The sequence below is a fragment of the Streptomyces sp. BBFR25 genome, from assembly GCF_044590125.1.
Lineage (GTDB): Bacteria > Actinomycetota > Actinomycetes > Streptomycetales > Streptomycetaceae > Streptomyces > Streptomyces canus_D.
On record NZ_CP172447.1, the window covers coordinates 2,434,891 to 2,456,295 of the forward strand.

At 73.6% G+C, this 21,405-nt stretch carries 16 protein-coding genes; 8 read left to right on the forward strand and 8 right to left on the reverse strand.

What is annotated here, in order from left to right:
• Positions 1–87 precede the first annotated feature (87 nt).
• Genes ACGH52_RS11060 through fxsT form a run of 3 tightly spaced genes read left to right on the forward strand, consistent with a single transcriptional unit; the run spans position 88 to position 7,483 of the window.
• Positions 88–2,016 carry a trypsin-like serine protease gene (locus ACGH52_RS11060; RefSeq protein WP_399938794.1) on the forward strand — a complete coding sequence of 643 codons (1,929 nt, stop codon included), beginning with the start codon at positions 88–90 and terminating at the stop codon, positions 2,014–2,016.
• Positions 2,013–3,029 (forward strand): MoxR family ATPase, encoded by a 1,017-nt coding sequence (locus tag ACGH52_RS11065; RefSeq protein ID WP_076973925.1) that lies wholly within the window; start codon positions 2,013–2,015, stop codon positions 3,027–3,029. The genes ACGH52_RS11060 and ACGH52_RS11065 overlap by 4 nt, the downstream gene beginning before the upstream one ends.
• Entirely contained in the window at positions 3,029–7,483 is a 4,455-nt protein-coding gene (gene fxsT / locus ACGH52_RS11070; protein ID WP_399938795.1) for an FxSxx-COOH system tetratricopeptide repeat protein, read from the forward strand. Before ACGH52_RS11065 ends, fxsT begins: the two co-directional genes overlap by 1 nt.
• On the opposite strand, the gene ACGH52_RS11075 is transcribed toward fxsT, so the two are convergent.
• The 4 genes from ACGH52_RS11075 to ACGH52_RS11090 all read right to left on the reverse strand — a co-directional run bounded on the left by ACGH52_RS11075 (position 7,414) and on the right by ACGH52_RS11090 (position 11,163).
• Entirely contained in the window at positions 7,414–9,354 is a 1,941-nt protein-coding gene (locus tag ACGH52_RS11075) for an aKG-HExxH-type peptide beta-hydroxylase (protein WP_399938797.1), read from the reverse strand. The genes fxsT and ACGH52_RS11075 overlap by 70 nt on opposite strands.
• Positions 9,351–10,550 (reverse strand): FxsB family cyclophane-forming radical SAM/SPASM peptide maturase, encoded by a 1,200-nt coding sequence (locus tag ACGH52_RS11080; RefSeq protein ID WP_399938799.1) that lies wholly within the window; start codon positions 10,548–10,550, stop codon positions 9,351–9,353. The genes ACGH52_RS11075 and ACGH52_RS11080 overlap by 4 nt, the downstream gene beginning before the upstream one ends.
• Positions 10,513–10,683 (reverse strand): hypothetical protein, encoded by a 171-nt coding sequence (locus tag ACGH52_RS11085; protein ID WP_157901362.1) that lies wholly within the window; start codon positions 10,681–10,683, stop codon positions 10,513–10,515. Before ACGH52_RS11085 ends, ACGH52_RS11080 begins: the two co-directional genes overlap by 38 nt.
• Positions 10,684–10,842: 159 nt before the next feature.
• Positions 10,843–11,163, reverse strand: a complete 321-nt coding sequence (locus ACGH52_RS11090; protein WP_059299042.1) for a CU044_2847 family protein — start codon at positions 11,161–11,163, stop codon at positions 10,843–10,845.
• 95 nt (positions 11,164–11,258) lie between these two features.
• Here ACGH52_RS11090 and ACGH52_RS11095 point away from each other — a divergent pair, with 95 nt between their 5' ends.
• Positions 11,259–12,146 (forward strand): deoxyribonuclease IV, encoded by an 888-nt coding sequence (locus tag ACGH52_RS11095; protein ID WP_121703876.1) that lies wholly within the window; start codon positions 11,259–11,261, stop codon positions 12,144–12,146.
• Between the two features lie 22 nt (positions 12,147–12,168).
• On the opposite strand, the gene ACGH52_RS11100 is transcribed toward ACGH52_RS11095, so the two are convergent.
• Complete coding sequence (locus ACGH52_RS11100) at positions 12,169–12,816, reverse strand: sulfite oxidase-like oxidoreductase (RefSeq protein WP_059299040.1); 648 nt, start codon at positions 12,814–12,816, stop codon at positions 12,169–12,171.
• A gap of 191 nt (positions 12,817–13,007) precedes the next feature.
• Here ACGH52_RS11100 and bfr point away from each other — a divergent pair, with 191 nt between their 5' ends.
• Entirely contained in the window at positions 13,008–13,511 is a 504-nt protein-coding gene (gene bfr, locus ACGH52_RS11105; protein ID WP_007448529.1) for a bacterioferritin, read from the forward strand.
• A gap of 13 nt (positions 13,512–13,524) precedes the next feature.
• Here the strand turns inward: bfr and ACGH52_RS11110 are convergent, their stop codons facing one another.
• Positions 13,525–13,758, reverse strand: coding sequence for a bacterioferritin-associated ferredoxin (locus tag ACGH52_RS11110; protein WP_030869393.1), 234 nt, complete (start codon positions 13,756–13,758; stop codon positions 13,525–13,527).
• A 168-nt stretch (positions 13,759–13,926) separates the two neighbouring features.
• Positions 13,927–15,279 (reverse strand): class II 3-deoxy-7-phosphoheptulonate synthase, encoded by a 1,353-nt coding sequence (locus tag ACGH52_RS11115; protein WP_059299039.1) that lies wholly within the window; start codon positions 15,277–15,279, stop codon positions 13,927–13,929.
• Between the two features lie 169 nt (positions 15,280–15,448).
• Between ACGH52_RS11115 and ACGH52_RS11120 the strand changes: the two genes are divergently transcribed.
• The 3 genes from ACGH52_RS11120 (at position 15,449) to ACGH52_RS11130 (ending at position 20,400) form a co-directional block, all read left to right on the forward strand.
• Positions 15,449–18,277 (forward strand): N-acetylmuramoyl-L-alanine amidase, encoded by a 2,829-nt coding sequence (locus ACGH52_RS11120; protein ID WP_399938802.1) that lies wholly within the window; start codon positions 15,449–15,451, stop codon positions 18,275–18,277.
• A 45-nt stretch (positions 18,278–18,322) separates the two neighbouring features.
• Positions 18,323–18,379: a trp operon leader peptide gene (locus ACGH52_RS11125; RefSeq protein ID WP_076973970.1), complete on the forward strand. Its 57-nt coding sequence runs from the start codon at positions 18,323–18,325 to the stop codon at positions 18,377–18,379.
• A gap of 107 nt (positions 18,380–18,486) precedes the next feature.
• On the forward strand, positions 18,487–20,400 hold the full coding sequence (locus ACGH52_RS11130) for an anthranilate synthase family protein (protein ID WP_399938804.1): 1,914 nt from the start codon (positions 18,487–18,489) through the stop codon (positions 20,398–20,400).
• Here the strand turns inward: ACGH52_RS11130 and ACGH52_RS11135 are convergent.
• Complete coding sequence (locus ACGH52_RS11135; protein WP_399938806.1) at positions 20,352–21,347, reverse strand: 2-hydroxyacid dehydrogenase; 996 nt, start codon at positions 21,345–21,347, stop codon at positions 20,352–20,354. The two genes, ACGH52_RS11130 and ACGH52_RS11135, sit on opposite strands and share 49 nt — an antisense overlap.
• Positions 21,348–21,405 lie beyond the last annotated feature (58 nt).

The following is a 21,405-nucleotide window of genomic DNA, read 5'->3' on the forward strand; positions in this document are numbered from 1 at the left end:
CCCCTCTGCTTCCCCCGGCGCGGACCGCTACTATGGCGGCTCCGCAGACGGTCGGGGCCTGCGGTGGCGGACGGGGGGGAGGGCGTCTTGGCGACGGAACCGGTCGTGCGGACGGCCGTCACCGACGACTGGCAGGTGAGCATCCTCGGCCCGGCCGGGAACCCGGTCGGCGGCGGTGTCATCGTCCCGCCCCGCTATGTGCTGACCTGCGCCCACGTCGTGACGTCGGCCATGGGCGGACGCCTGGAGGACGACCCGCACGCCACCGTCACGGTGACCCTCAGCAGCGGGCTGAAACTGACCGGCTCCCCGGGCGGCGGGCACCGCTACACGGGCGGCAGCCACCACGAGGACGTCGCGGTGCTCACCCTGCACGGCGACCTGGGGCAGGCGGGCGGCCGGTTCCCCACCTCGCACGCCCATCTCTCCACCGGCGTCTACGCCGCCAAGCGGCCCATGCAGGTGTACGGCTATCCGCAGGGCCAGCCGCACGGAGTGTGGGCGGACTGCCTGATGGCCGGTCGGGGCGGCCCGGAGTCGGCGCTGATCCAGCTGAACGACGCGCCGGACACCGGCCGCCGGGTGGCCCGCGGCTACAGCGGCTGCGGGGTCCGGGACGCCGTGACCTCCCGCGTCGCCGGGCTCGCCGTGCTCCGCGACAAGTCGCCCGAGGCGGGCGTGACGTGGATGATCCCGCTGGAGCGGCTGGCCCGCGACTGGCCCCCGTTACGGGCGGCGCTGGCGCTGTCCGGCGACCGTCCGGCGCCGGGGCCCGCGCCGGGGCCGCCGGACCCGGACGACGGCCCGTTCGACGACGAGGCCATGGACGACCTCTACCGGCTGCTGCTCGACGGCCGGCTCGCGATGCCCGGTCTGGTGGGGCTGCGCGACGACGCGCTCGGGCCGGTGCGCCGCCCCTGGCAGGGCTCCCCCGAGGACATCCTCGGCATCGTGCACGACCTGCGGCACATCGCCCAGGCGGGCCGGCCGGTGCCGCCGCTGCTGACCTTCGTCGCCGCGCTGTCCCGCCGGGTCCCCGGGCCCCGCGGACAGGAACTGGCGCGCTGGGTGCGCGGGCGGGCGGGGCACTGCACCCCGGCGGTCGACCCCGGTCCGCTGCTGGAGCGCCGGGTGCGCCCCGGCGGGGCGGGCACCCGGTGGACGTACGCCACCTTCCGCGTCACTCCCGCGTCGCCGAGCCGGCACTACCTGCTCGATGTCTTCCGGCAGCACGAGGGCGCCCCGCGGGAGGCGGTGCAGCAGTACACCGAGGCCATGCGGCTGGGGCGGCTGGAGCGGCTCGTGGTGGACGAGATCATCCGGATGCGCCGGGAGAAGGCCATCGACTCCCCCGACCTGTTCGTGGAGTTCGTCCTGCCCCGCGAGCTGCTGGGGCGGCCGGTCGACGGCCTGCCGATCACGACGCCGAGCGGCGCAGAGGTGCGTCTGGGGGTCGTACACCCCGTCGCCGTGCGCAGCCTCGAGCGCCAGAACGCGTCGGAATGGGTCGACTGGGGGCATAACTGGTCCCGGAAGTGGGACAGGATGAAGGCATTGTCCGCACTCTCCGGAGATGGCGTGGTCGCAGTGGTCCCCGCCCGGAACCAGGACGGTTCGTCCTACGAGGCCCTGTTCTCCGCCCTGTACGCGGACGACGGACCACTGGCCCTGATCCTCGGGTTCCCGCCGCGGGTGCCCCGCAGACGCGCCCCCGACGCCGAGTTCGACGCGGCCCTGGACGCGGGGGTGCCCGCCCTGGTGTGGGCGCACGACGAGCAGGACGGGCCGTCCGTCGCCGCCGACCTGCCCGACCGGCTGCGGGCCGCCGGGGCACGCGCGCTGCCCGGGGAGGTGCTGCGGGCCCGCCGCGGGGAGTGGTCGTCCCGGCCGGGTGCGGCCCGGCCGCGGGTCGGGGGCGGTCTGCGGCTCGGCTTCCTGTGGGACCCCTTCGACCGGCTGCCCCCGCACACGCCCCTGACCCCACCAGCTCCCGCTCCCGGAGGTGCCTCGTCGTGACCGAGCCCGCAGCCCCGCAGCCGCCGGCGTGGTGGATCTACCGCGGTGACGGTGTCCCGCACAACGGCATCGAACGGCTGCCCGACCCGCCGAGCTGGCGCCCGCTGCAGCAGGGCATGCCGCCGCAGGACGAGCCCGTGCCCCCGCAGCCCGCGGACACCCGGCGGGGCCGGGTCTTCCAGGTGGACCACGGACTGGTCGACGCGGTGAACGCGGCCCTGCTGCTGCGCCGCCCGCTGCTGCTGACCGGGCGCCCGGGCACCGGCAAGTCCACCCTCGCGCACGCGGTCGCCTACGAGCTGGGCCTCGGCCCCGTCCTGCACTGGCCGGTGACCTCGCGCAGCACGCTGCGGGACGGCCTGTACGCCTATGACGCCATCGGCCGGCTGCACGAGGCCAACCTGCGCCGGGCCGGTCTGGAGACCGGGGGCGGCACCGGCGACATCGGCCGCTTCCTGCGGCTCGGCCCGCTGGGCACGGCGCTGCTGCCCCGCCGCCGGCCGCGGGTCCTGCTCGTCGACGAACTGGACAAGAGCGACATCGACCTGCCCAACGACCTGCTCACCGTGTTCGAGGAGGGCCGGTTCACCGTGGAGGAGCTGCTGCGGCTGCCGCCGGAGCAGCGCACCGTGCCGGTGCGGACGGCGGACGGGCAGAGCGCACCGGTGACGGACGGCGAGGTGGAGTGCTGGGCCTTCCCGTTCGTGGTGATCACCTCCAACGAGGAGCGGGAGTTCCCCGCCGCCTTCGCCCGGCGCTGCCTGCGCTACGACATCGAGCAGCCGGGACCCGACCGGCTGGCGGCGATCGTCGCCGCGCACCTGGGCGCCGACGCGTTGGAGGAGGCGGCGCCCCTGGTGGAGGCGTTCCTCGCGGAGCAGAGCAACGGGAGCGTCGCCGTGGACCAGTTGCTGAGCGCCATCCAGCTGGCGCGGGCGGGCGCCGACGAGGACCCGGAGCAGTGGCAGGACCTGCTGCGCACGCTGTGGCGGCACCTGGAGACGGGGCCCTGATGCCGTACGAACCGCCGGAGCGCCCCGCTCCGGACGCCCGGGAGATCGCCGAGGTCCTGTGGCTCGCGGCGCGGCTGGCCCACGCCCCCCAGGACCCGGAGCCCGCTCGTCCGGCGGCGGGCACCCCCCGGCTGTCCGGGATCGCGGGCCAGCTGGAGCCGGGCGCACCGCGCCGCCGGCCCGGTGCCCGTCCGGCGGCGGACCCGCCCGGCCCGGCGCCGGACGACTCCTGGGCCGATGGGGCCGCGCCGGGTACCGGGGCGCCCCGGCTGCACGTACGGAGCACGGGCGCGCCGGAGGGTCGTACGGGCGCCCCCGTACCGGCGCTGCCGGTGCGCTCACCGGGGGTGCGGCCGCTGGCCGGGACGGCGGAGCTGGCCAAGGCCCTGCGGCCGTTGCGGCGGCGTGCCGCGTCCAGCGTCCGGCACCGGCTGGACGAGGAGGCGACGGCCGACCGGGCGGCCCAGACCGACGTCTGGGAGCCGGTGCTGGTCCCGGCGGAGGAGCCCTGGCTGGACCTCGTCCTGGTGGTGGACACCGGCGAGTCGATGGTGCTGTGGGACGGCGCGGTGGCCGAACTGCGCGCGGTGCTGCGCCGGGTGGGGGCCTTCCGCTCGATCACCGTGCGCTGGCTCGAGCACCTGCCGGGCGGCTCCGTGACGGTGCGCACCACCCCGCCGCCGTGGCCGGACGGCGGCGCTCCGCGCTCCGCCGGTGCGGACGGGCGGCTGCACCACTCCCCGCGCGGCGCGGTCCTGGTCCTCAGTGACGCGATCGGCCCCGGCTGGGCCTCGGGCGCGGCGCACCGGCTGCTGGCCCGCTGGGCGCGCGGCGGCCCGACGGCGCTGGTGCAGCCGCTCGACCGGCGGCTGTGGCACCGCACCGGGCTGCGGCCGCTCCCCGTCGCGCTCAAGGCTTCCCGGCCCGGCGCCCCCAACGCGGACCTGCGTGCGGACGCCGACCGACCGGGGCTGCTGGTGCCGGTGGTCGAACTCGCCCCGGCGGCGCTGCAGATGTGGGCGCGGCTGGTCGCGCGCCCGGAGTCCTCGCCGTTCCAGGGGTACGCGGTGCGGGCCGACGCCGTCCCGCGTCCGGAGCAGGGGCAGGGGCAGGGGCAGGGGCAGGGGCAGGGCCCCGGTCCGGGTGGTCCGGGGCCTTCGGTGCGGGACGAGCGGCTGTCGCCCCTCGACCGGGTGCTGGCGTTCCGCGCGGAGGCCTCGCCGCAGGCCTTCGAACTGGCCGGATATCTCGCCGCCGCCCCGCTGTTCCTGCCGGTGATGCGCCTGGTGCAGCAGGTCATGGCGCCGCGCACCACCCCCTCGCACCTGGCGGAGGTCTTCCTGTCCGGCCTGCTGCACCCGGTGCCGGCGCAGCCCCGCCCGGCCGAGCAGACCGAGTTCGACTTTCCCGAGACCGTGCGGTCGCTGCTGCTGGGCTCGCTGCACCGGCAGGAGAGCCGCCGGGTCCTGACGGCCGTGTCGGGGTACCTGGCGGAGCACTCCTCGGCGCCGTACCGGTTCGACGCGACGCTGACCGATCCCTCGCGCGGGCTGCCCTCCCGGATCAGCGTCGAGAGCCTGCCCTTCGCCAAGGTCGACGCGGCGGTCGCCGACGCCCTGGGCGGCGGCTTCGCCGCCCGCGCGCGCGAGCTGCGGGACCTCATCTCCCGGCAGCAGCGGCCCGGGGGCGATGGTGACGCAAAGTCGCCATACGATGACGGTGTGACTGACACCACATCGACCAGCGGAGCCATCGAAACGGGCGCCGGCCGCCCCCGTCCGGCCGGGCCCGGCACCCGGGCCGGGGGGACGTCCGCGCCGACGGGGGAACAGTCACGGCACGCAGCGGGAAGGGATCCATCCGTGGCCGAGTCCGCCTCTCACCCGGTCGGCGTCAACGGCCCTCCGAAGACCGCGCCGGCTCCGACGGGCGCGCTTCCGACGCTCACCCGTCCGATGCGTTTCGAGGAGACCGTGCCGCAGGTGTGGGGCCGGCGCATCCCGCCGCGCAACCACAACTTCACCGGGCGCAGCGAGCTGATCACCCAGTTGCACGACCGGCTGGCCGACCGTCGCGCGGCCATCGTGCCGCAGGCCTTCTTCGGCCTCGGCGGCGTGGGCAAGACCCAGCTGGCCGTGGAGTACATCTACCGCTACCAGTCCCAGTACCAGCTGATCTGGTGGATCAACGCCGAGGACCCCGCCCTGGTCCGCTCCGCCATCGCCGCTCTCGCACCGCACCTGGGCCTGGAGGCCGGGCCCAGCGGTGACGAGGCGCTTCCGCTCGTCCTCGACGCGCTGCGCCGGGGCTCTCCCTACCGCAGGTATCTCTTGGTCTTCGACAACGCCGACCGGCCCGAGGACCTGGAGGAGTACTTCCCCTCCGGCGAGGGGCACATCCTGATCACGTCCCGCAACCAGAGCTGGGCCGGTCACGCGCACCCCGTCTCGGTGGACGTCTTCTCCCGCGAGGAGTCGGTCCGCTTCCTGCAGCGCCGGGTGCCCGGTATGCCCGCGCAGGACGCCTCCCGCCTCGCGGAGGCGCTGGGCGACCTGCCGCTCGCGGTGGAGCAGGCCGGTGCCTGGCACGCGGAGACGGCGATGTCGGTCGACGAGTACCTGGAGCTGCTGCGCGAGCACGCGGACCGGCTGCTGGACACCTCCGTGCCCTCGGGGTACCCGCACTCCGTGGTGGCGACCTGGAACCTGGCGATGGAGCGCCTGGAGCGGCGCAGTCCCGCGGCCGTGCAACTGCTGCGGCTGTGTTCCTGCATGGCCCCGGAGCCGATCAGCTGGGCCATGCTGCGCAGTGCCGCGTTCGCCCCGCTGCCCTCGCCGCTCGCGGAGGCGCTGCGCGATCCCGTCGAACTGGGCCTGGCCACCCGGGAGATCGGCCGGCTCGCCCTCGCCCGGATCGACCACCGCAGCAACAGCCTCCAGATGCACCGGCTGGTGCAGGCGGTGCTCTTCAACCAGATGTCGGAGCAGGAGCAGGAGGACACCTACCACCTGACCCACGTGCTGCTGGCCGCCGCCGACCCGCAGGAGCCGGAGGACAACGACAACTGGCGCCGCTACTCCGAGCTGCGGCCGCACATCCGGCCCACCCGGGCCGTCGAGTGCGACCACCGGGAGGTGCGGGACCTGGTCATCAACGAGATCCGCTACCTGTACCTGCACGGCGACTACACCGGCGGCACGGAACTGGCCGAATTCGCCCGCAAGGAGTGGCAGCAGCGGCTGGGCGACGACCATCCGCAGACGATGCGCACCACCCGCTCCTACGCCACGCTGATCCGCAACTTCGGCCGTTTCGACGAGGCCCGGGAGCTGAACGCCCAACTGCTGGTGCGGGCCCGCCGCGTGTTCGGCGAGGACCACGAGGAGACCTTGGCCATCGCCAACAGCAACGCGGCCGACCTGCGGGTGCTGGGCGACTTCGAGCAGGCCACGGAGCGGGACGCCGACACCCTGGAGCGGCTGACGAGGAGCTTCGGCCGGGACTACCCGCTGGCGCTGATGTCGGCCGCCAACCACGCGCTGGACCTGCGGCTGCTCGGCCGTTTCCAGGAGGCGCTGGAGCTGGACGCGGACACCTACCAGCGGCGGGTGCGCATCTTCGGCCCCGACGACCCCGTGACGCTCGTGGTGGCGGCCAACTACGCCCGCGACCAGCGGGAGCTGGGCGACTACCGGGGCTCCACCGAGTCGCTGCGGACGCTGTACCCGAAGCTGAGGGACCGGCAGGGCCGCGAGCACCCGTCCACCCTGGACGTGGCGAAGAACCTCGCGGTCTCGCTGCGCGCGATGGGCGCCTACGAGGAGGCGTACGACCGGTCGTCGCGGACGGTGGAGCGCTACCGGGCGCGGTACGGCGAGGGCGACCTCAACACGCTGGCGGCGGTGGGCAACTACGCCATCGACCTGCTGCTGCGCGGCGAACTGGAGGACGCCGAGCGGCTGGCCGCGCAGACCGTCGCCGGGTACGAGCAGTTGTTCGGCGCGGACCATCCCTATCTGCCGATGACCGAGACGAACCACGCCCTGGTCCTCAGCGCGCTGGGCGAGCACGAGCGGGCGCTGTCCCTGAACCTGACGGCGTACGAGAAGCTGGCGGCCCGTTTCGGTCCGGAGCACAACTGCACGCTGCGCTGCGGCGTCAACCTCGCCAACGACCTGCACGCGGCGGGCCGCCACGAGGAGGCGGCGCAGGCGGACGGCCGGCATCTGGAGGCGCTGCGGGCCACCGTCGGGCCGGATCACCCGGTGACCCTGGTCTGCGGCGGCAACCTGGCGCACGATCTGCGCGCGCTGGGACGGGGCGAGGAGGCCGAGGCCCTCCTCGCCGACGTCCTGACCCGTTTCTCCGGGACCCTGGGACGGGACTACCCGGTCGCCGAGGTCTTCGCCAGGGGCGAGCGCGCGTTCTGCGACATCGAGACACCGGTGTTCTGACCGGACTCCCCGCCTGCTCCGGACTCCCCGCCTGCCGCAGTCCCGGCCCCGGCGGCGGGACCCTTGGGCACCTCCGCGGAGCCGGGCCCCGCCGGGACCGCGAGTCCGTCACCGGGAGGCGGACCCGGATCGGGGTCGGTGTCCGCCAGCCAGGCTGCCAGGGCCAGGGGGTCGGGTGGGTGGGGCGATGGAGTGCCGGGCGGTGTCGCCGTTTGGTGTGCGGTGAGCCGTAGGACGAGGTCGCGGACGAGTTCGGTGCGGGCGCGCAACAGATCCGCGCCCGGCCGTCCCTCCTCGGCGGCCGACGCGGCGAGTTCCGCCCACCCCTGCGCCCGGTGCGGCGCGGCGAGCACCGCGTCGGCGGCCTCCCGGGCGGACCGGGCCCGTTCGGCGCCCCGCTGCCGGGCCGCCCACCGCCCGAACTCCGGTCCCGGCCCGGCCACGGCGCCGGTGGCCGCCCGTACGTCCTGCGGGGGCAGGGGTCCGGCCGGGCGGCCGGACCGCCACCGCGCGGCCAGCCGGTCGGTTCCGGCGTCGTCGGCAGCCGCCCAGCGCAGCCGCCAGACGGCCTCGTCGCCCGCCTGCACCCGGGCGACGGCCCGCGCGAGCCGCGCACCACCGCACCCGCCACCGTCCCCTTCCGCGTCCCGCACGGTCCGCGCGAGCCGTTCGAGGAAGCGGGCACCGAGGTCGGTGAGGCGGACGTGGGCCGCCGCCTCCGTCAGGCCGCGCTCGACGTGCGCCCGGGTCTGCGCCAGGCGCCAGGCCGCGTCGGCCCGCGCGGGCCCGTGCCGCCTGCCGCTGCGGTCCTGCCAGAACGCCAGGTCGCCGAGGTGGGCGTAGATGCCCTGGAGCAGGCCGCCGGGGGGCCGCGGGTCGGGCCGCCAGGGCGCGTACAGCCGCGGCCTGCCGCCGGGCTCGTACAGGGTCACCAGGTCGGTCAGGGCGCTGAGTTTGCTGTGCTGGAACTCGTGCAGCAGGGTCAGCGCCAGCCGCTCGGGGTCGGCCGGCCAGGAGGTGAGCACGGTGCCGAAGGCGTGCCGCGAGGTGGCGGAGGCCACGCCGCGTGCCGGGGCGGGCAGGGGCACGATGCCGTTCAGCCCGGCCGCGAGTTCCTCGGCCCGGCGCGGATGGTTCTCGACGAGCAGCTCCCAGGCCTGCCGCAGGAGTTCCCGCCAGGCGGCGGGACCGGCGCTGGCCGTCTCCAGCGCGGGCAGCTCCGGCGTGGCGGTCTCCAGCGGCAGCCGGAGCGTCAGCCCCCGGTGCCGGGCGTCGAGCACGGCGACGGGCTGCCAGCCGTGTCCCGGGCGGGACGGGTCGCGCGGCAGGACGCGTTCCCCGGCGGCGGTCAGGACACGGACCCGGACGCGGCAGTTCCCGGCCGAGGTGCCCGGCGTCCCCTCGGCACCCGCCGTCGCCTCGACGACGACCAGGGCCTCGGGCGCCTCGCCGAGCCCGGTGACCGTGCCGAGGCCGGGCAGCGCCAGCCGCCCTTCCCGCACCGGCACGGTGATCCGGGCCGGGTGGGCCGCCCGTACCGCCGCGAGGACCGTGAGGGCGGCGAGGTCCCGCCCGGCGCATCCGCCCCGGCCGTGCGCCGGGCAGTCCCGCAGGGTCCGGGCTGCCCAGGCGCCGAAGGCGGGGCCGTCGATCACCGACCGGGCCGCCTCGGGGGCGACGCGTTCGACACCCGCCAGCAGGCCCGCGGCCGCTTCGGCGGCCCCGCCGCACGGTCCGTCCAGGGCGCGGCGCAGCAGCAGGAGGTTGCGGCTGCGCCGGGCGCGCCGCAGCAGGAGCACCGCGGGCCGGCCGCCCTCCCCCGCGGCCAGGGCGTCGAAGACGTCGTCCGGCAGGACGTACGGGCCGATCACGTCGGCGCCGCCGTGGCTGCGAGCCGGCGTCTGATGTGCCCGATGAGCAGCAGCAGGTCCGCGCAGTACACGGTGGGCGCGCGGTAGCCGGAGCCCGGCCGGTAGCGGTGCCCGTACTCGCCGCCGCCGCACACGGACAGCTCCGGGCAGCGCAGGCACTGCGCGGACAGGGCGCGTTCCCCGGCCTGCCGGGCGGCGAATCCCGGGTGCAGCAGGGCCTCGTCGAAGGAGTTCCGGAAGACGTCGAGGCCGCTCTCGGAGGCGCCGTCGGGTCCGGTGCGCAGCGTGTCGTTCTGGTGGATGGACCCGTCGGCCTCGACGAACACGGAGACGCTGCTGGTGACGCCGACCCAGTCGAGCCTGCTGTGCCCGCCGAGCACGGTGTGCAGCAGCTCGTCGAGGATCCGCACGGAGGTCTCCTTGCGCGGCGCGTCGGCCCAGCGGTCGAAGACGGCGGCCAGCCAGCGCCCGTACGTCCCGGCCGGTGCCGGGGGCGGGGCGCCCCAGTGGCCGTGCGGCAGCAGGAAGTCGATCAGCGGCGGCCGGGTCGCCAGCAGCGACTCGTAGACGGCGACCGGTTCCCTGGCCGCGTCCACGGTGCACAGCAGCCCCGCGTACAGCTGCGGGTAGGAGCCGGACAGCAGCCGCAGGCCCGCCATCACGTCGTCGTAGGAGCCCCGGCCCCCGCGGGTGCGGCGGTGGGCGTCGTGCGCCTCCCGGTCGCCGTCCACGCTGACGCCGACCCGCACCCGGTGCTCGGCCAGCGTGTCCAGCATGCGGGTGTCGAGCAGCGTGCCGTTGGTCTGGACGGTGAACTCGGTCTCGGTGCCCGCCTCCCGGACGGTCTCCCGGACGGTGCGCACGGCCTCGGCGACCCCTTCGGGACCGGCCAGCAGGGGCTCGCCCCCGTGCAGCACGACCCGGACCTGCCGCAGCCCGTGGCGCCGCGCGTGCTCCGCGATCCGCTCGGCGGTGCGGCGCAGGGTGGCGGGGCTCATGGCGCGGGGCTGGCGGCGCCAGGTGCGGTCGCCGTGCTCGTAGATGATGCAGTAGTCGCAGGCGAGGTTGCACCGGCTGCGGGTCTTGAGGACGAACTGGCGCAGCGGGACCGGCCGCCAGCCCTCGTCGAGGAGGGCCGCGACGTCGACCGCGGGTGGGTCAGGCGCTCGCCTGCCAGCTGGTGTATTCGTCGTCATGGGACTGGGCGGCCTCCGTCTGCAGCCGCTCCAGGGCCACCGCGAGTACGGAACCGGGAAGCGCGCGCAGTTCGTCGACGGTGCATGCGGCGATGTCCGGCAGTCCGCACTCGACCCCCGTGGTCTCTTCCACGCCTCGGCCCCCTCCTGCGTCCGGGACGTCCGGCATCCGGCCCCGCGCCGCGGCACACCGCCGCCCGTGCATGGTAGGCGGATCGGGGTGCGGTGCGGGAGAGGGCCTCGCTCCCCCGCGGCCGGATCCGGACACCCGGCCCTCCGGGCATACCGCCGCCTAGCTTTCCCACACGGCACGCACGATCAGGTGGGCCTCTCCCGTCGCCTTGGCCACGACGGCCCCCGCTTCCCCGCTGAGCTTCACCCCGAACTCCAGCTCCAGCCGTTGCGGGGCGACGTCGAGGGACGTCATGCGGGTGTGCGCCTCGGCGACCATGCGCCGGATGCCGTCGAGGGCCTCGCCGAGGCCCTCCTGGGCCCGCCGGACGACCGTGCTTCCGTTGACCGAGATCTCCTGCAGTCCGTAGACGTCCTCGTCGACCGGTTCGACCAGGACCCGGCCGCCGTCCGGCAGCGCGAAGCTGACGACGTCCCCCATGTGCACCCTCCCCTGGCTCGGCAGCGCCGGTGCGCTGGTGCAGTCGTACCCTGATCCGGGGTCCGCCCACACGTCCTGGCATCCTTGGTGCGGACATGAGCACCGCATCCGCATCCTCCTCCCCCCTGCCGCGCAACCCCGTCGGCGGCCACGTCCCCGTGGCCGGCGGGCTGCACTCCGTCGGCCTGTCCTACGCCCGTGAGCTGGAGGCGGAGACCGTGCAGGTCTTCGTCGCCAATCCGCGCGGCTGGGCCACCCCGGCCGGCAACCCGAAGCAGGACGAGGCCTTCCGGGAGGCCTGCGCGGCCGGGTCGGTCCCGGCGTACGTGCACGCCCCGTACCTGATCAACTTCGGCTCGCACACCGAGGCGACCGTGGAGCGTTCGGTGGACTCGCTGCGGCACTCGCTGCGGCGCGGACGGGCGATCGGCGCGCTCGGCGTGGTGGTGCACACCGGCAGCGCGACCGGCGGACGGGAGAGGTCGGTGGCGCTGAAGCAGGTGCGCGAGCACCTGCTGCCGCTGCTCGACGAGCTGACCCACGACGACGACCCGTACCTGCTGCTGGAGTCGACGGCGGGCCAGGGCGCCTCCCTGTGCTCGCGGACCTGGGACTTCGGGCCGTACTTCGAGGCCCTGGACGCCCACCCGAAGCTGGGCGTGTGCCTGGACACCTGCCACATCTTCGCGGCGGGGCACGACCTGACCGGTCCTTCCGGCATGCACCAGACCCTCGACCTGCTGGTGGACACCGTCGGCGAGGGCCGGCTGAAGCTGATCCACGCCAACGACTCCAAGGACGTGGCCGGAGCCCACAAGGACCGGCACGAGAACATCGGCGCCGGTCACATCGGCGAGGACCCGTTCCGCGCGCTGATGACCCACCCGGCGACCGAGGGCGTGCCGCTGGTCATCGAGACGCCGGGCGGCAAGGAGGGGCACGCGGCGGACGTGGCGCGGCTGAAGAAGCTGCGCGACGGCTGAGCACCGAGCGGTCCCCGGCGGGTCACAGCTCCGGGCCGTCCCCGGGCTCCTCCTGGTAGGAGTAGCGCTGCTCCCGCCAGGGGTCGCCGATGTTGTGGTAGCCCCGCTCCTCCCAGAAGCCGCGCCGGTCGGCGGTCATGTACTCGATGCCGCGCACCCACTTCGGCCCCTTCCAGGCGTACAGGTGCGGGACGACCAGCCGCAGCGGGAAGCCGTGCTCGGCGGTGAGCAGCTCGCCGTCCTTGTGGGTGGCGAAGAGGGTGCGCTCGGCGGCGAAGTCGGACAGCCGGAGGTTGGAGCTGAAGCCGTACTCGGCCCACACCATCACATGGGTGACGTCGGGCGCGGGCGGGGCGAGCCGGAGGATCGTGGCGGCCGGGACGCCGCCCCACTCGGCGCCGAGCATGCTGAACTTCGTGACGCAGTGCAGGTCGGCGACGACCGTGGTGTAGGGCAGGGCGGTGAACTCGTCGTGGGTCCAGCCGTGCTTCTCGTCGCCGGTGGTGGCGCCGAAGACCCGGAACTCCCAGCGCTCGGGGCGGAACTTGGGGACCGGTCCGTAGTGCGTGACGGGCCAGCCGCGCTGCAGCCGCTGCCCGGGCGGGAGCTCGAACCGCGACGCTCCTTGCGAACCGTCTTCTCCCGATCCGTCTTCCACCGGCTGACCCATGCCTCCATCCTGACAGACCCGGACCGATGCCCCGGACCCACCTCTCTTACATTCGGGCAAACCGTAGCAAGACCGACCAAACCGACTAAGCCTGTACTTACTTACTAAGTCAACACTTACTGGACGATCTTCGACGCCGGTGCAATCATGCCGCGCAACACGCCTGTTCCCGTTCGAAGGAGCCTCAAGCGATGCAGGGCGACCCGGAAGTCATCGAGTTCCTCAATGAGCAGCTGACCGCCGAGCTGACGGCGATCAACCAGTACTTCCTGCACGCGAAGCTGCAGGACCACAAGGGCTGGACCAAGCTCGCGAAGTACACGCGCGCGGAGTCCTTCGACGAGATGCGCCACGCCGAGGTGCTCACCGACCGCATCCTGCTCCTGGACGGCCTGCCGAACTACCAGCGGCTCTTCCACGTGCGGGTCGGCCAGAGCGTGACCGAGATGTTCCAGGCCGACCGGGAGATCGAGCTGGAGGCGATCGACCGGCTGCGCCGGGGCATCGAGGTGATGCGGGCCAAGCACGACATCACGTCGGCCAACGTCTTCGAGGCGATCCTCGCCGACGAGGAGCACCACATCGACTACCTGGAGACCCAGCTCGACCTGATCGAGAAGCTGGGCGAGTCGCTCTACCTGTCGACGGTGATCGAGCAGACCCAGCCGGACCCGTCCGGACCGGGCTCGCTCTGACCCGACACGGGTCTCAGGCCGCCTCGGGAAGCTCCGCGAGGACCGGGGCGCCCTGGTCGGCCAGCTGCCGGCGGGGGCAGGCCCCGCGCCCGAGCAGGGCCTGGATGCGCCGTACGCAGCCACCGCAGTCGGTGCCCGCCTTGCAGGCGGAGGCGATCTGCCGGGGCGTGCACGCGCCGGCCTCCGCGTGAGACTTCACCTGTTCCTCGGTGACACCGAAGCAACTGCAGACGAACACGCGGTTCACCTCCCGGGCGGGATACAAGGTCGTGCCGTACCGACGACCGGAGGGCCCGACTGATCGGTGAGGCAAACCTAACCTTACCCATCGCGCAAGGTCGGCAAAAGTGGAGGGGGCGCGGATCGTGTGTGACCCGCGCCCCATTCACTTCCACCGCCCGTCCGGGGCGGGCCGTCACTGGTCCCGGTACATCTCCGCCACCAGGAACGCCAGGTCGAGCGACTGGCTGCGGTTCAGCCGCGGGTCGCAGGCCGTCTCGTAGCGCTGGTGCAGGTCGTCGACGAAGATCTCGTCGCCGCCGCCCACGCACTCGGTGACGTCGTCGCCGGTCAGCTCGACGTGGATGCCGCCCGGGTGGGTGCCGAGCGACTTGTGCACCTCGAAGAAGCCCTTGACCTCGTCGAGCACGTCGTCGAAGCGGCGGGTCTTGTGACCGGAGGCCGCCTCGTAGGTGTTGCCGTGCATCGGGTCGGTGATCCAGGCGACGGTGGCGCCGGACGCGGTGACCTTCTCCACCAGCTCCGGGAGCCTGTCGCGGATCTTGTCCGCGCCCATCCGGACGATGAAGGTGAGCCGCCCGGGCTCGCGCTCGGGGTCGAGACGCTCGATGTACTGCAGCGCCTCCTCGGCCGTCGTCGTCGGGCCGAGCTTGATGCCGATCGGGTTGCGGATCCGCGAGGCGAACTCGATGTGCGCGTGGTCCAGCTGCCGGGTGCGCTCACCGATCCACACCATGTGCCCGGAGACGTCGTACAGCTGCCCGGTGCGCGAGTCGACGCGGGTGAGGGCCGACTCGTAGTCGAGCAGCAGCGCCTCGTGCGAGGAGAAGAACTCGACGGTCTGGAACTCGGCCGGGTCCGTGCCGCAGGCCCGCATGAAGTTCAGCGCGTTGTCGATCTCCCGGGCGAGCTGCTCGTAGCGCTGGCCGGAGGGGGACGACTTCACGAAGTCCTGGTTCCAGGCGTGCACCTGCCTCAGGTCGGCGTAACCGCCGGTGGTGAAGGCGCGCACCAGGTTCAGCGTGGACGCCGAGGCGTGGTACATGCGCTTGAGCCGCTCGGGGTCCGGGATCCGGGCCGCCTCGGTGAAGTCGAAGCCGTTGACGGAGTCGCCGCGGTAGGTCGGCAGGGTCACGCCGTCACGGGTCTCGGTCGGCTTGGAACGCGGCTTGGAGTACTGCCCGGCGATCCGGCCGACCTTCACCACGGGCACGGAGGCGGCGTAGGTGAGAACGGCGCCCATCTGGAGGAGGGTCTTCAGTTTGTTGCGGATGTGGTCCGCGGACACCGCGTCGAAGGCCTCGGCGCAGTCGCCGCCCTGGAGGAGGAACGCCTCTCCCTTGGCGACGGCCGCCATCCGGGCGCGCAGCTGGTCGCACTCGCCCGCGAAGACGAGCGGCGGATACGACTCGAGGTCCGCGATCACTGCGCGCAGAGCCTCGGTGTCGGGGTACTCGGGCTGCTGCGCCGCGGGCAGGTCTCGCCAGGTGTTGCCAGCGCTCGGGCTGGTCTTAGCGTTCACGGTCACCCCTCAACCCTACGGGGTCACGCCACGCGGCCTTCGCCTGGCTCGACAGGTGAGACGGGACCCCGGTGCGGGCCGTCGCTGTCGGGTTGGTAACCTCACGCGCCTCCTGAGTTCGGATCACCGACAACTCACGTACATATTCATATCGAGCGCACACCGGGGTGGGGTTTTGAGCGCGGATCACCGCAGAGACCGCAAGAAGAAGAGACTGCTCGTCTACGGCGTCGCCTCGGCGGTGGCCGTCGCCGCCACGGCCGGTGGCCTGGCCCTGGCCTCGCCGGGCCTGCTCGGCTCGGACCAGGCGCAGGCCGCCGCGGCCCCGGGGGCCCGGCTGCAGAGCGAGTTCGAGCAGGCCGCCGAGGAGTTCGACGTCCCGCAGAGCGTGCTGATGGCGGTCTCGTACCGGCAGACGCGCTGGGAGGACCACGACGGGCTGCCGAGCACCACCGGCGCCTACAACGTCATGGGCCTGACGGACGTCGACGCGGACAGCCTGGAGAACGACGGCGCCGCCGAGGAGCGCGAGCACCGGCTCGAGCACATGAACCGCAGCGGCGACCCGGTCGTCGAGAAGCACTTCGACGCCGACAAGGCGCTCAAGAGCCTCGACGAGGAGCCCGTCGACACCGACGACCCGCGGCTGCACACCCTGGACGAGGCGGCCGGCCTCATCGACGCGTCGGCCGAGAAGGTGCGGAGCGACACCGGCGAGAGCATCCGGGCGGGCGCCGCGCTGCTGGCCAAGTACCAGGAGGACGCGACCGGTTCGCTCCCCGCCGACCCCGGCGCCTGGTACCCGGCGGTGGCCCGCGCCAGCCAGGCCCCGGACACCAAGGGCGCGCAGCTCTTCGCCCAGCGCGTGTTCGAGTCGATCAAGACCGGTGAGCGCCGCGTCACCGCCGACGGCCAGTCGCTCAGCCTCCCGGCCGACCCGGCGGTCAAGCCGCAGAAGACGACGGACCTGGAGCTGGCCGCCGCCTCCGCCGCCCCGGCCCCCGAGTGCCCGTCCGGCCTGAACTGCGACTTCCGTCCCGCCGCCTACAAGCAGAACGGCGCCATCGACGACTGGGGCAACTACAACGTCGCGAGCCGCCCCACGGCCGGCCACGAGATCACCTCGATCGTGATCCACGACACCGAGGGCAGCTACAGCAGCGCCCTGGGCGTCTTCCAGAACTCCCTGTCGTACGCCAGCGCCCACTACCTCATCCGTGCCTCCGACGGTCTGGTCAGCCAGATGGTCGAGAACAAGAACGAGGCGTGGCACGCGGCCAACAAGACCCTCAACATGCACTCGATCGGCATCGAGCACGAGGGCTACGCGATCAAGGACGGCAGCTGGTACACCGAGCCGCAGTACGAGTCCTCGGCCGCGCTGGTGAAGTACCTGGCCGGGAAGTACAAGATCCCGCTGGACCGTGAGCACATCATCGGCCACGACGAGGTCCCGGGCGTCCTGGACGGCAACGTGAAGACCCAGCACTGGGACCCGGGCCCGTTCTGGGACTGGAACCACTACATGGGCCTGCTGGGCGCCCCCACCGGCGCCGAGGGCCCGGGCGGCCCGTACAAGGCCGGCCAGGTGATCCGCGTCGTCCCGCCGTTCACCACGGCCAACCAGCCGAAGATCACCAACGGCGGCTCCTCGGTCCCCAAGCAGCCGGCGAACTTCACCTACCTGTACTCCTCGCCGTCCACCTCCTCGGCCACCCTCACCGACCCGTACCTGGGCAGCCAGACCTCGACCGAGGGCTGGAACTGGGGCAACAAGGTCCTGGCCGGCGGCGAGTACGTGGTCGCCGAGGCGCGGCAGGACTGGACGGCCGTCTGGTACGGCGGCAAGAAGGCGTGGTTCCACAACCCCGGCGGCCAGTTCGCCACCCCCGTCGGCACCCCGGACGTGGTCGCGCCCAAGGCGGGAGCCAGCTCGATCCCGGTGTACGGGCGCGCCTACCCCGAGGACAGCGCGTACACGGGCACCGGAGTGCCGGTCCAGAGCAAGAACAACGAGTCGCTGACCAAGTACGGCGTCCTGGCCGGGCAGCAGTACGCGCTGGCCGGTGGCGCCATGAAGGGCTCGTACTACAACAGCGGCAACATCGACGGCTCGGGCGCGGGCTCGCGCACGGTGGTCGTGGGCAACACCACGTACTACCCGATCCGCTTCAACCACCGCGTCGGCTACGTCCGCACGACCGACGTCCAGCTGGCCAAGGGCACCGCGCCCGACCCGGGCACCGACCGGTACGACGTCCTCGGCCGGGACGCGTCGGGCGTGCTGTGGCAGTACCAGGGCACCGGCAGCGCGTCCTCGCCGTTCTACAGCCGTTTCCGCGTCGGCGGCGGCTGGAACACCTACAACGCGGTGACGACCATGACGGCGCTGCGCGCCGACGGCACCGGCGACGTGGTGGCCCGCGACAAGAGCGGCGTGCTCTGGTACTACAAGGGCAGCGGCGACCTGACGGAGCCCTTCGCGGCCCGCGCCCGGGTCGGCGGCGGCTGGTCCGCCTACGACACGATCACCGGCGCCCGGGACCTCACGGGTGACGGCAGGCCGGACCTGATCGCCCGCGACAAGAGCGGCGTGCTCTGGCTCTACAAGGGCACCGGCAACACCTCCGCGCCCTTCGAGACCAAGTCCAGGGTCGGCGGCGGCTGGTCCGTCTACAACGCGCTGACCGACACCGGCGACCTCACGGGTGACGGCAGGGCGGACCTGATCGCCCGCGACAAGAGCGGTGTCCTGTGGCTCTACAAGGGCACCGGCAACGCCGCGGCGCCGTTCGAGGGCCGCGGCAGGGTCGGCGGCGGCTGGTCGGCCTACGACGTGCTGAACGGTCCGAGCGACCTGAACCGCGACGGAGTGCCGGACCTGATCGCCCGCGACAAGGACGGCGTGCTCTGGTTCTACCAGGGCACCGGCAGCGCCTCGGCGCCGTTCAAGGCCCGCGCCAGGGTCGGCGGCGGCTGGAACACGTACGGCATGATCATCTGAGGTGAACGCCGTCGGCCCGGGCGCGGATGCGCTAGGGTCGACGGCATGTTCGCGCACTCGATCCAGAACTGGTGGTGGACCGCTCATCCGGCGGCCCACTGACTGCGCGCGACACAAGACTCCGCGAAGGCCGCCCGAGGGGCGGCCTTCGGCGTTTTCGAGCCCGGGTCCGTTCCTCCTCTCCGACGAACCGAGAAGGACCCGGACCCATGACACCGCTCGACAGCCTCCTGACCGACCCCCGCCCCTTCGCCCTGCTGCGCCGCCGCGCCCCCGGCCACGACCACGACCTGGTGGAGCTGCTGGTCGGCCCGGTCACGGAGTACGACCGCCTCGCCGATCTGCCCGACGAGGGGCTGGCGCTCGTCCCCTTCCGGCAGATCCGCGAGCGCGGCTTCGACGTCCGCGACGACGGCACCCCGCTGCTGATGCTCACCCCCGAGGAGCGGTACGGCATCCCGCTCGCCGAGGCACTGGACCGGCTGCCCGCGCACGAGGTCCGGGTCGAGGGCGGCGGGTTCGACGTCGGCGACGAGGAGTACGCGCGGATCGTCGGGCGGGTCCTGGACGAGGAGATCGGGCGGGGCGAGGGCGCCAACTTCGTGATCCGGCGGACCTACGAGGGGCGGATCCCCGGGTTCGGGCGGGCCGACGCGCTGGCGCTGTTCCGGCGGCTCCTGGAGGGCGAGCGGGGCGCGTACTGGACGTTCGTGGTGCACACCGGGGACCGGACGCTGGTGGGCGCCAGCCCGGAGGTGCACGTCCGGATGTCCGGGGGCACGGTCGTCATGAACCCGATCAGCGGCACGTACCGCTACCCCGCCGAGGGGCCGACGCCCGAGCACCTCCTGGACTTCCTCGCCGACGGCAAGGAGATCGAGGAGCTGTCGATGGTCGTCGACGAGGAACTGAAGATGATGTGCACCGTCGGCGACATGGGCGGGGTGGTCGTCGGGCCGCGGCTCAAGGAGATGGCGCACCTCGCGCACACCGAGTACGAGCTGCGCGGGAAGTCCTCCCTGGACGTGCGGGAGGTGCTGCGGGAGACGATGTTCGCGGCGACGGTCACCGGCTCGCCGGTGCAGAACGCCTGCCGGGTCATCGAGCGGCACGAGGCCGGGGGCCGGGGCTACTACGCGGGCGCGCTGGCGCTGCTCGGGCGGGACCCGGGTGACGGCGACGGGCCGGGCGGGGCGGCCGGTCCCCAGACCCTCGACTCCCCCATCCTGATCCGTACCGCCGACATCGACGCCGACGGGCGGCTGCGGGTGCCGGTCGGCGCCACCCTGGTGCGCGGCTCGGCCCCGGCGGGCGAGGTCGCGGAGACCCACGCCAAGGCGGCCGGAGTGCTGGCGGCGCTGGGCGTACGTCCGTCCCGGCCGCGTGCGGAGGCCGGGCGGCCGGGACTGGCGGACGATCCCCGGGTGCGGGCCGCGCTGGACGGGCGCCGCGCCTCGCTGGCCCCGTTCTGGCTGCGGATGCAGGAGCCGTCGGCCGCGCTGACCGGGCACGCCCTGGTCGTCGACGCGGAGGACACCTTCACGGCGATGCTCGCGCACGTGCTGCGCTCGTCGGGGCTCGCGGTGAGCGTGCGGCGCTACGACGAGCCGGGCCTGCGCGAGGCGGTGCTCGGGCACGGGGGCGGCCCGGTGGTGCTGGGGCCTGGCCCCGGTGATCCCTCGGACCCGGCCGACCCGAAGATGCGCTTCCTGCGGTCCCTGACCGCCGAGGTGCTCCGGGCGAACCGGAACGGCGTCCTCGGCGTCTGCCTCGGGCACGAGCTGATCGCGGCGGAGCTGGGTCTGGACATCGTCCGCAAGGAGGTGCCTCACCAGGGTGCGCAGACGCGGATCGACCTGTTCGGGCGGCCGGAGACGGTCGGCTTCTACAACAGCTTCACCGCGCGTTGCGACGACGCGGCGGCGGCCGAGCTGGCCGCGCACGGCATCGAGGTGAGCCGGGCCGCGAACGGCGAGGTGCACGCGCTGCGCGGGCCGGGTTTCGCGGGCGTCCAGTTCCACCCCGAGTCGGTGCTGACGCTGAACGGCACGGCGGTCGTGCGGGAGCTGGCCGGTCAGCTGCGCGGCACCAGCACGTTCTCCGAGCGGCGGCCCTCCCGGTAGTCGAGGACGTTGCGCACCGTCGCGTCGACGATCTGGCCGACGGCGTCCTCGGTGTAGTACGCCTGGTGCGAGGTGACCAGGACGTTCGGGAAGGTGACGAGGCGGGCCAGGGTGTCGTCCTCGACGGCCTCCAGGGACTTGTCGAGGAAGAACAGGCCCGCCTCGGCCTCGTAGACGTCCAGGCCCACGCCCGCGAAGCGGCCCGCGCGCAGCTCGCCGACGAGGGCCGCGCTGTCGATCAGGCCGCCGCGGCTGGAGTTGATGAGAATGGCGTCGTCGCGCATCGCCTTCAGGGCGGTGGCGTCGATCAGGTGCCGGGTCTCGGCCATCAGCGGGACGTGCAGGGTGATCAGGTCGGCGCGGGCGAGCAGCTCGTCCTTCGGGACGTAGCGCATGCCGAGTTCCACACAGGCCGGGTTCTCGGCGACGTCCCAGCCGAGCAGGCGCATGCCGAAGCCGTGGGCGATCCGGGCGAAGGCCTCGCCGATCTTCCCGGTGCCGAGGACTCCGGCGGTGCGGCCGTGCAGGTCCCGGCCCATCAATCCGTCGAGGCGGAAGTCGAAGTCGCGGGTGCGGATGGAGGCGCGCACGATCCGCCGGTTGACGGCCATGGCGAGGGCCCAGGCGAACTCGGCGACCGAGTACGGCGAGTAGGACGACACCCGGGCCACGGTCATGCCGAGCCGCTCGGCCGTGTCCAGGTCGACGTTGTTGAAGCCGGTGGAGCGCTGGGCCACCATCCGGGTGCCGCCGGCCGCGAGGATCTCCAGGACGGCCGCGCCCAGGTCGGCGTTGACGGACGTGGAGACGATCTCGTGGCCGGCCGCGATGGGGGCGGTGTCCTCGTTGAGGAAGACGTCCAGGCAGCGGACCTCCTCCTGGTCGCGGAAGGCCCGCTCGATGAGGGGCTTCTCGTCGGCCTGCACGCCGAAGGCAAGGATCTCCACGACCGCTCCCGTCCTGGTGGGCTCCGGGCCGAATATACGACCCCGAGCCCGCCGTCGC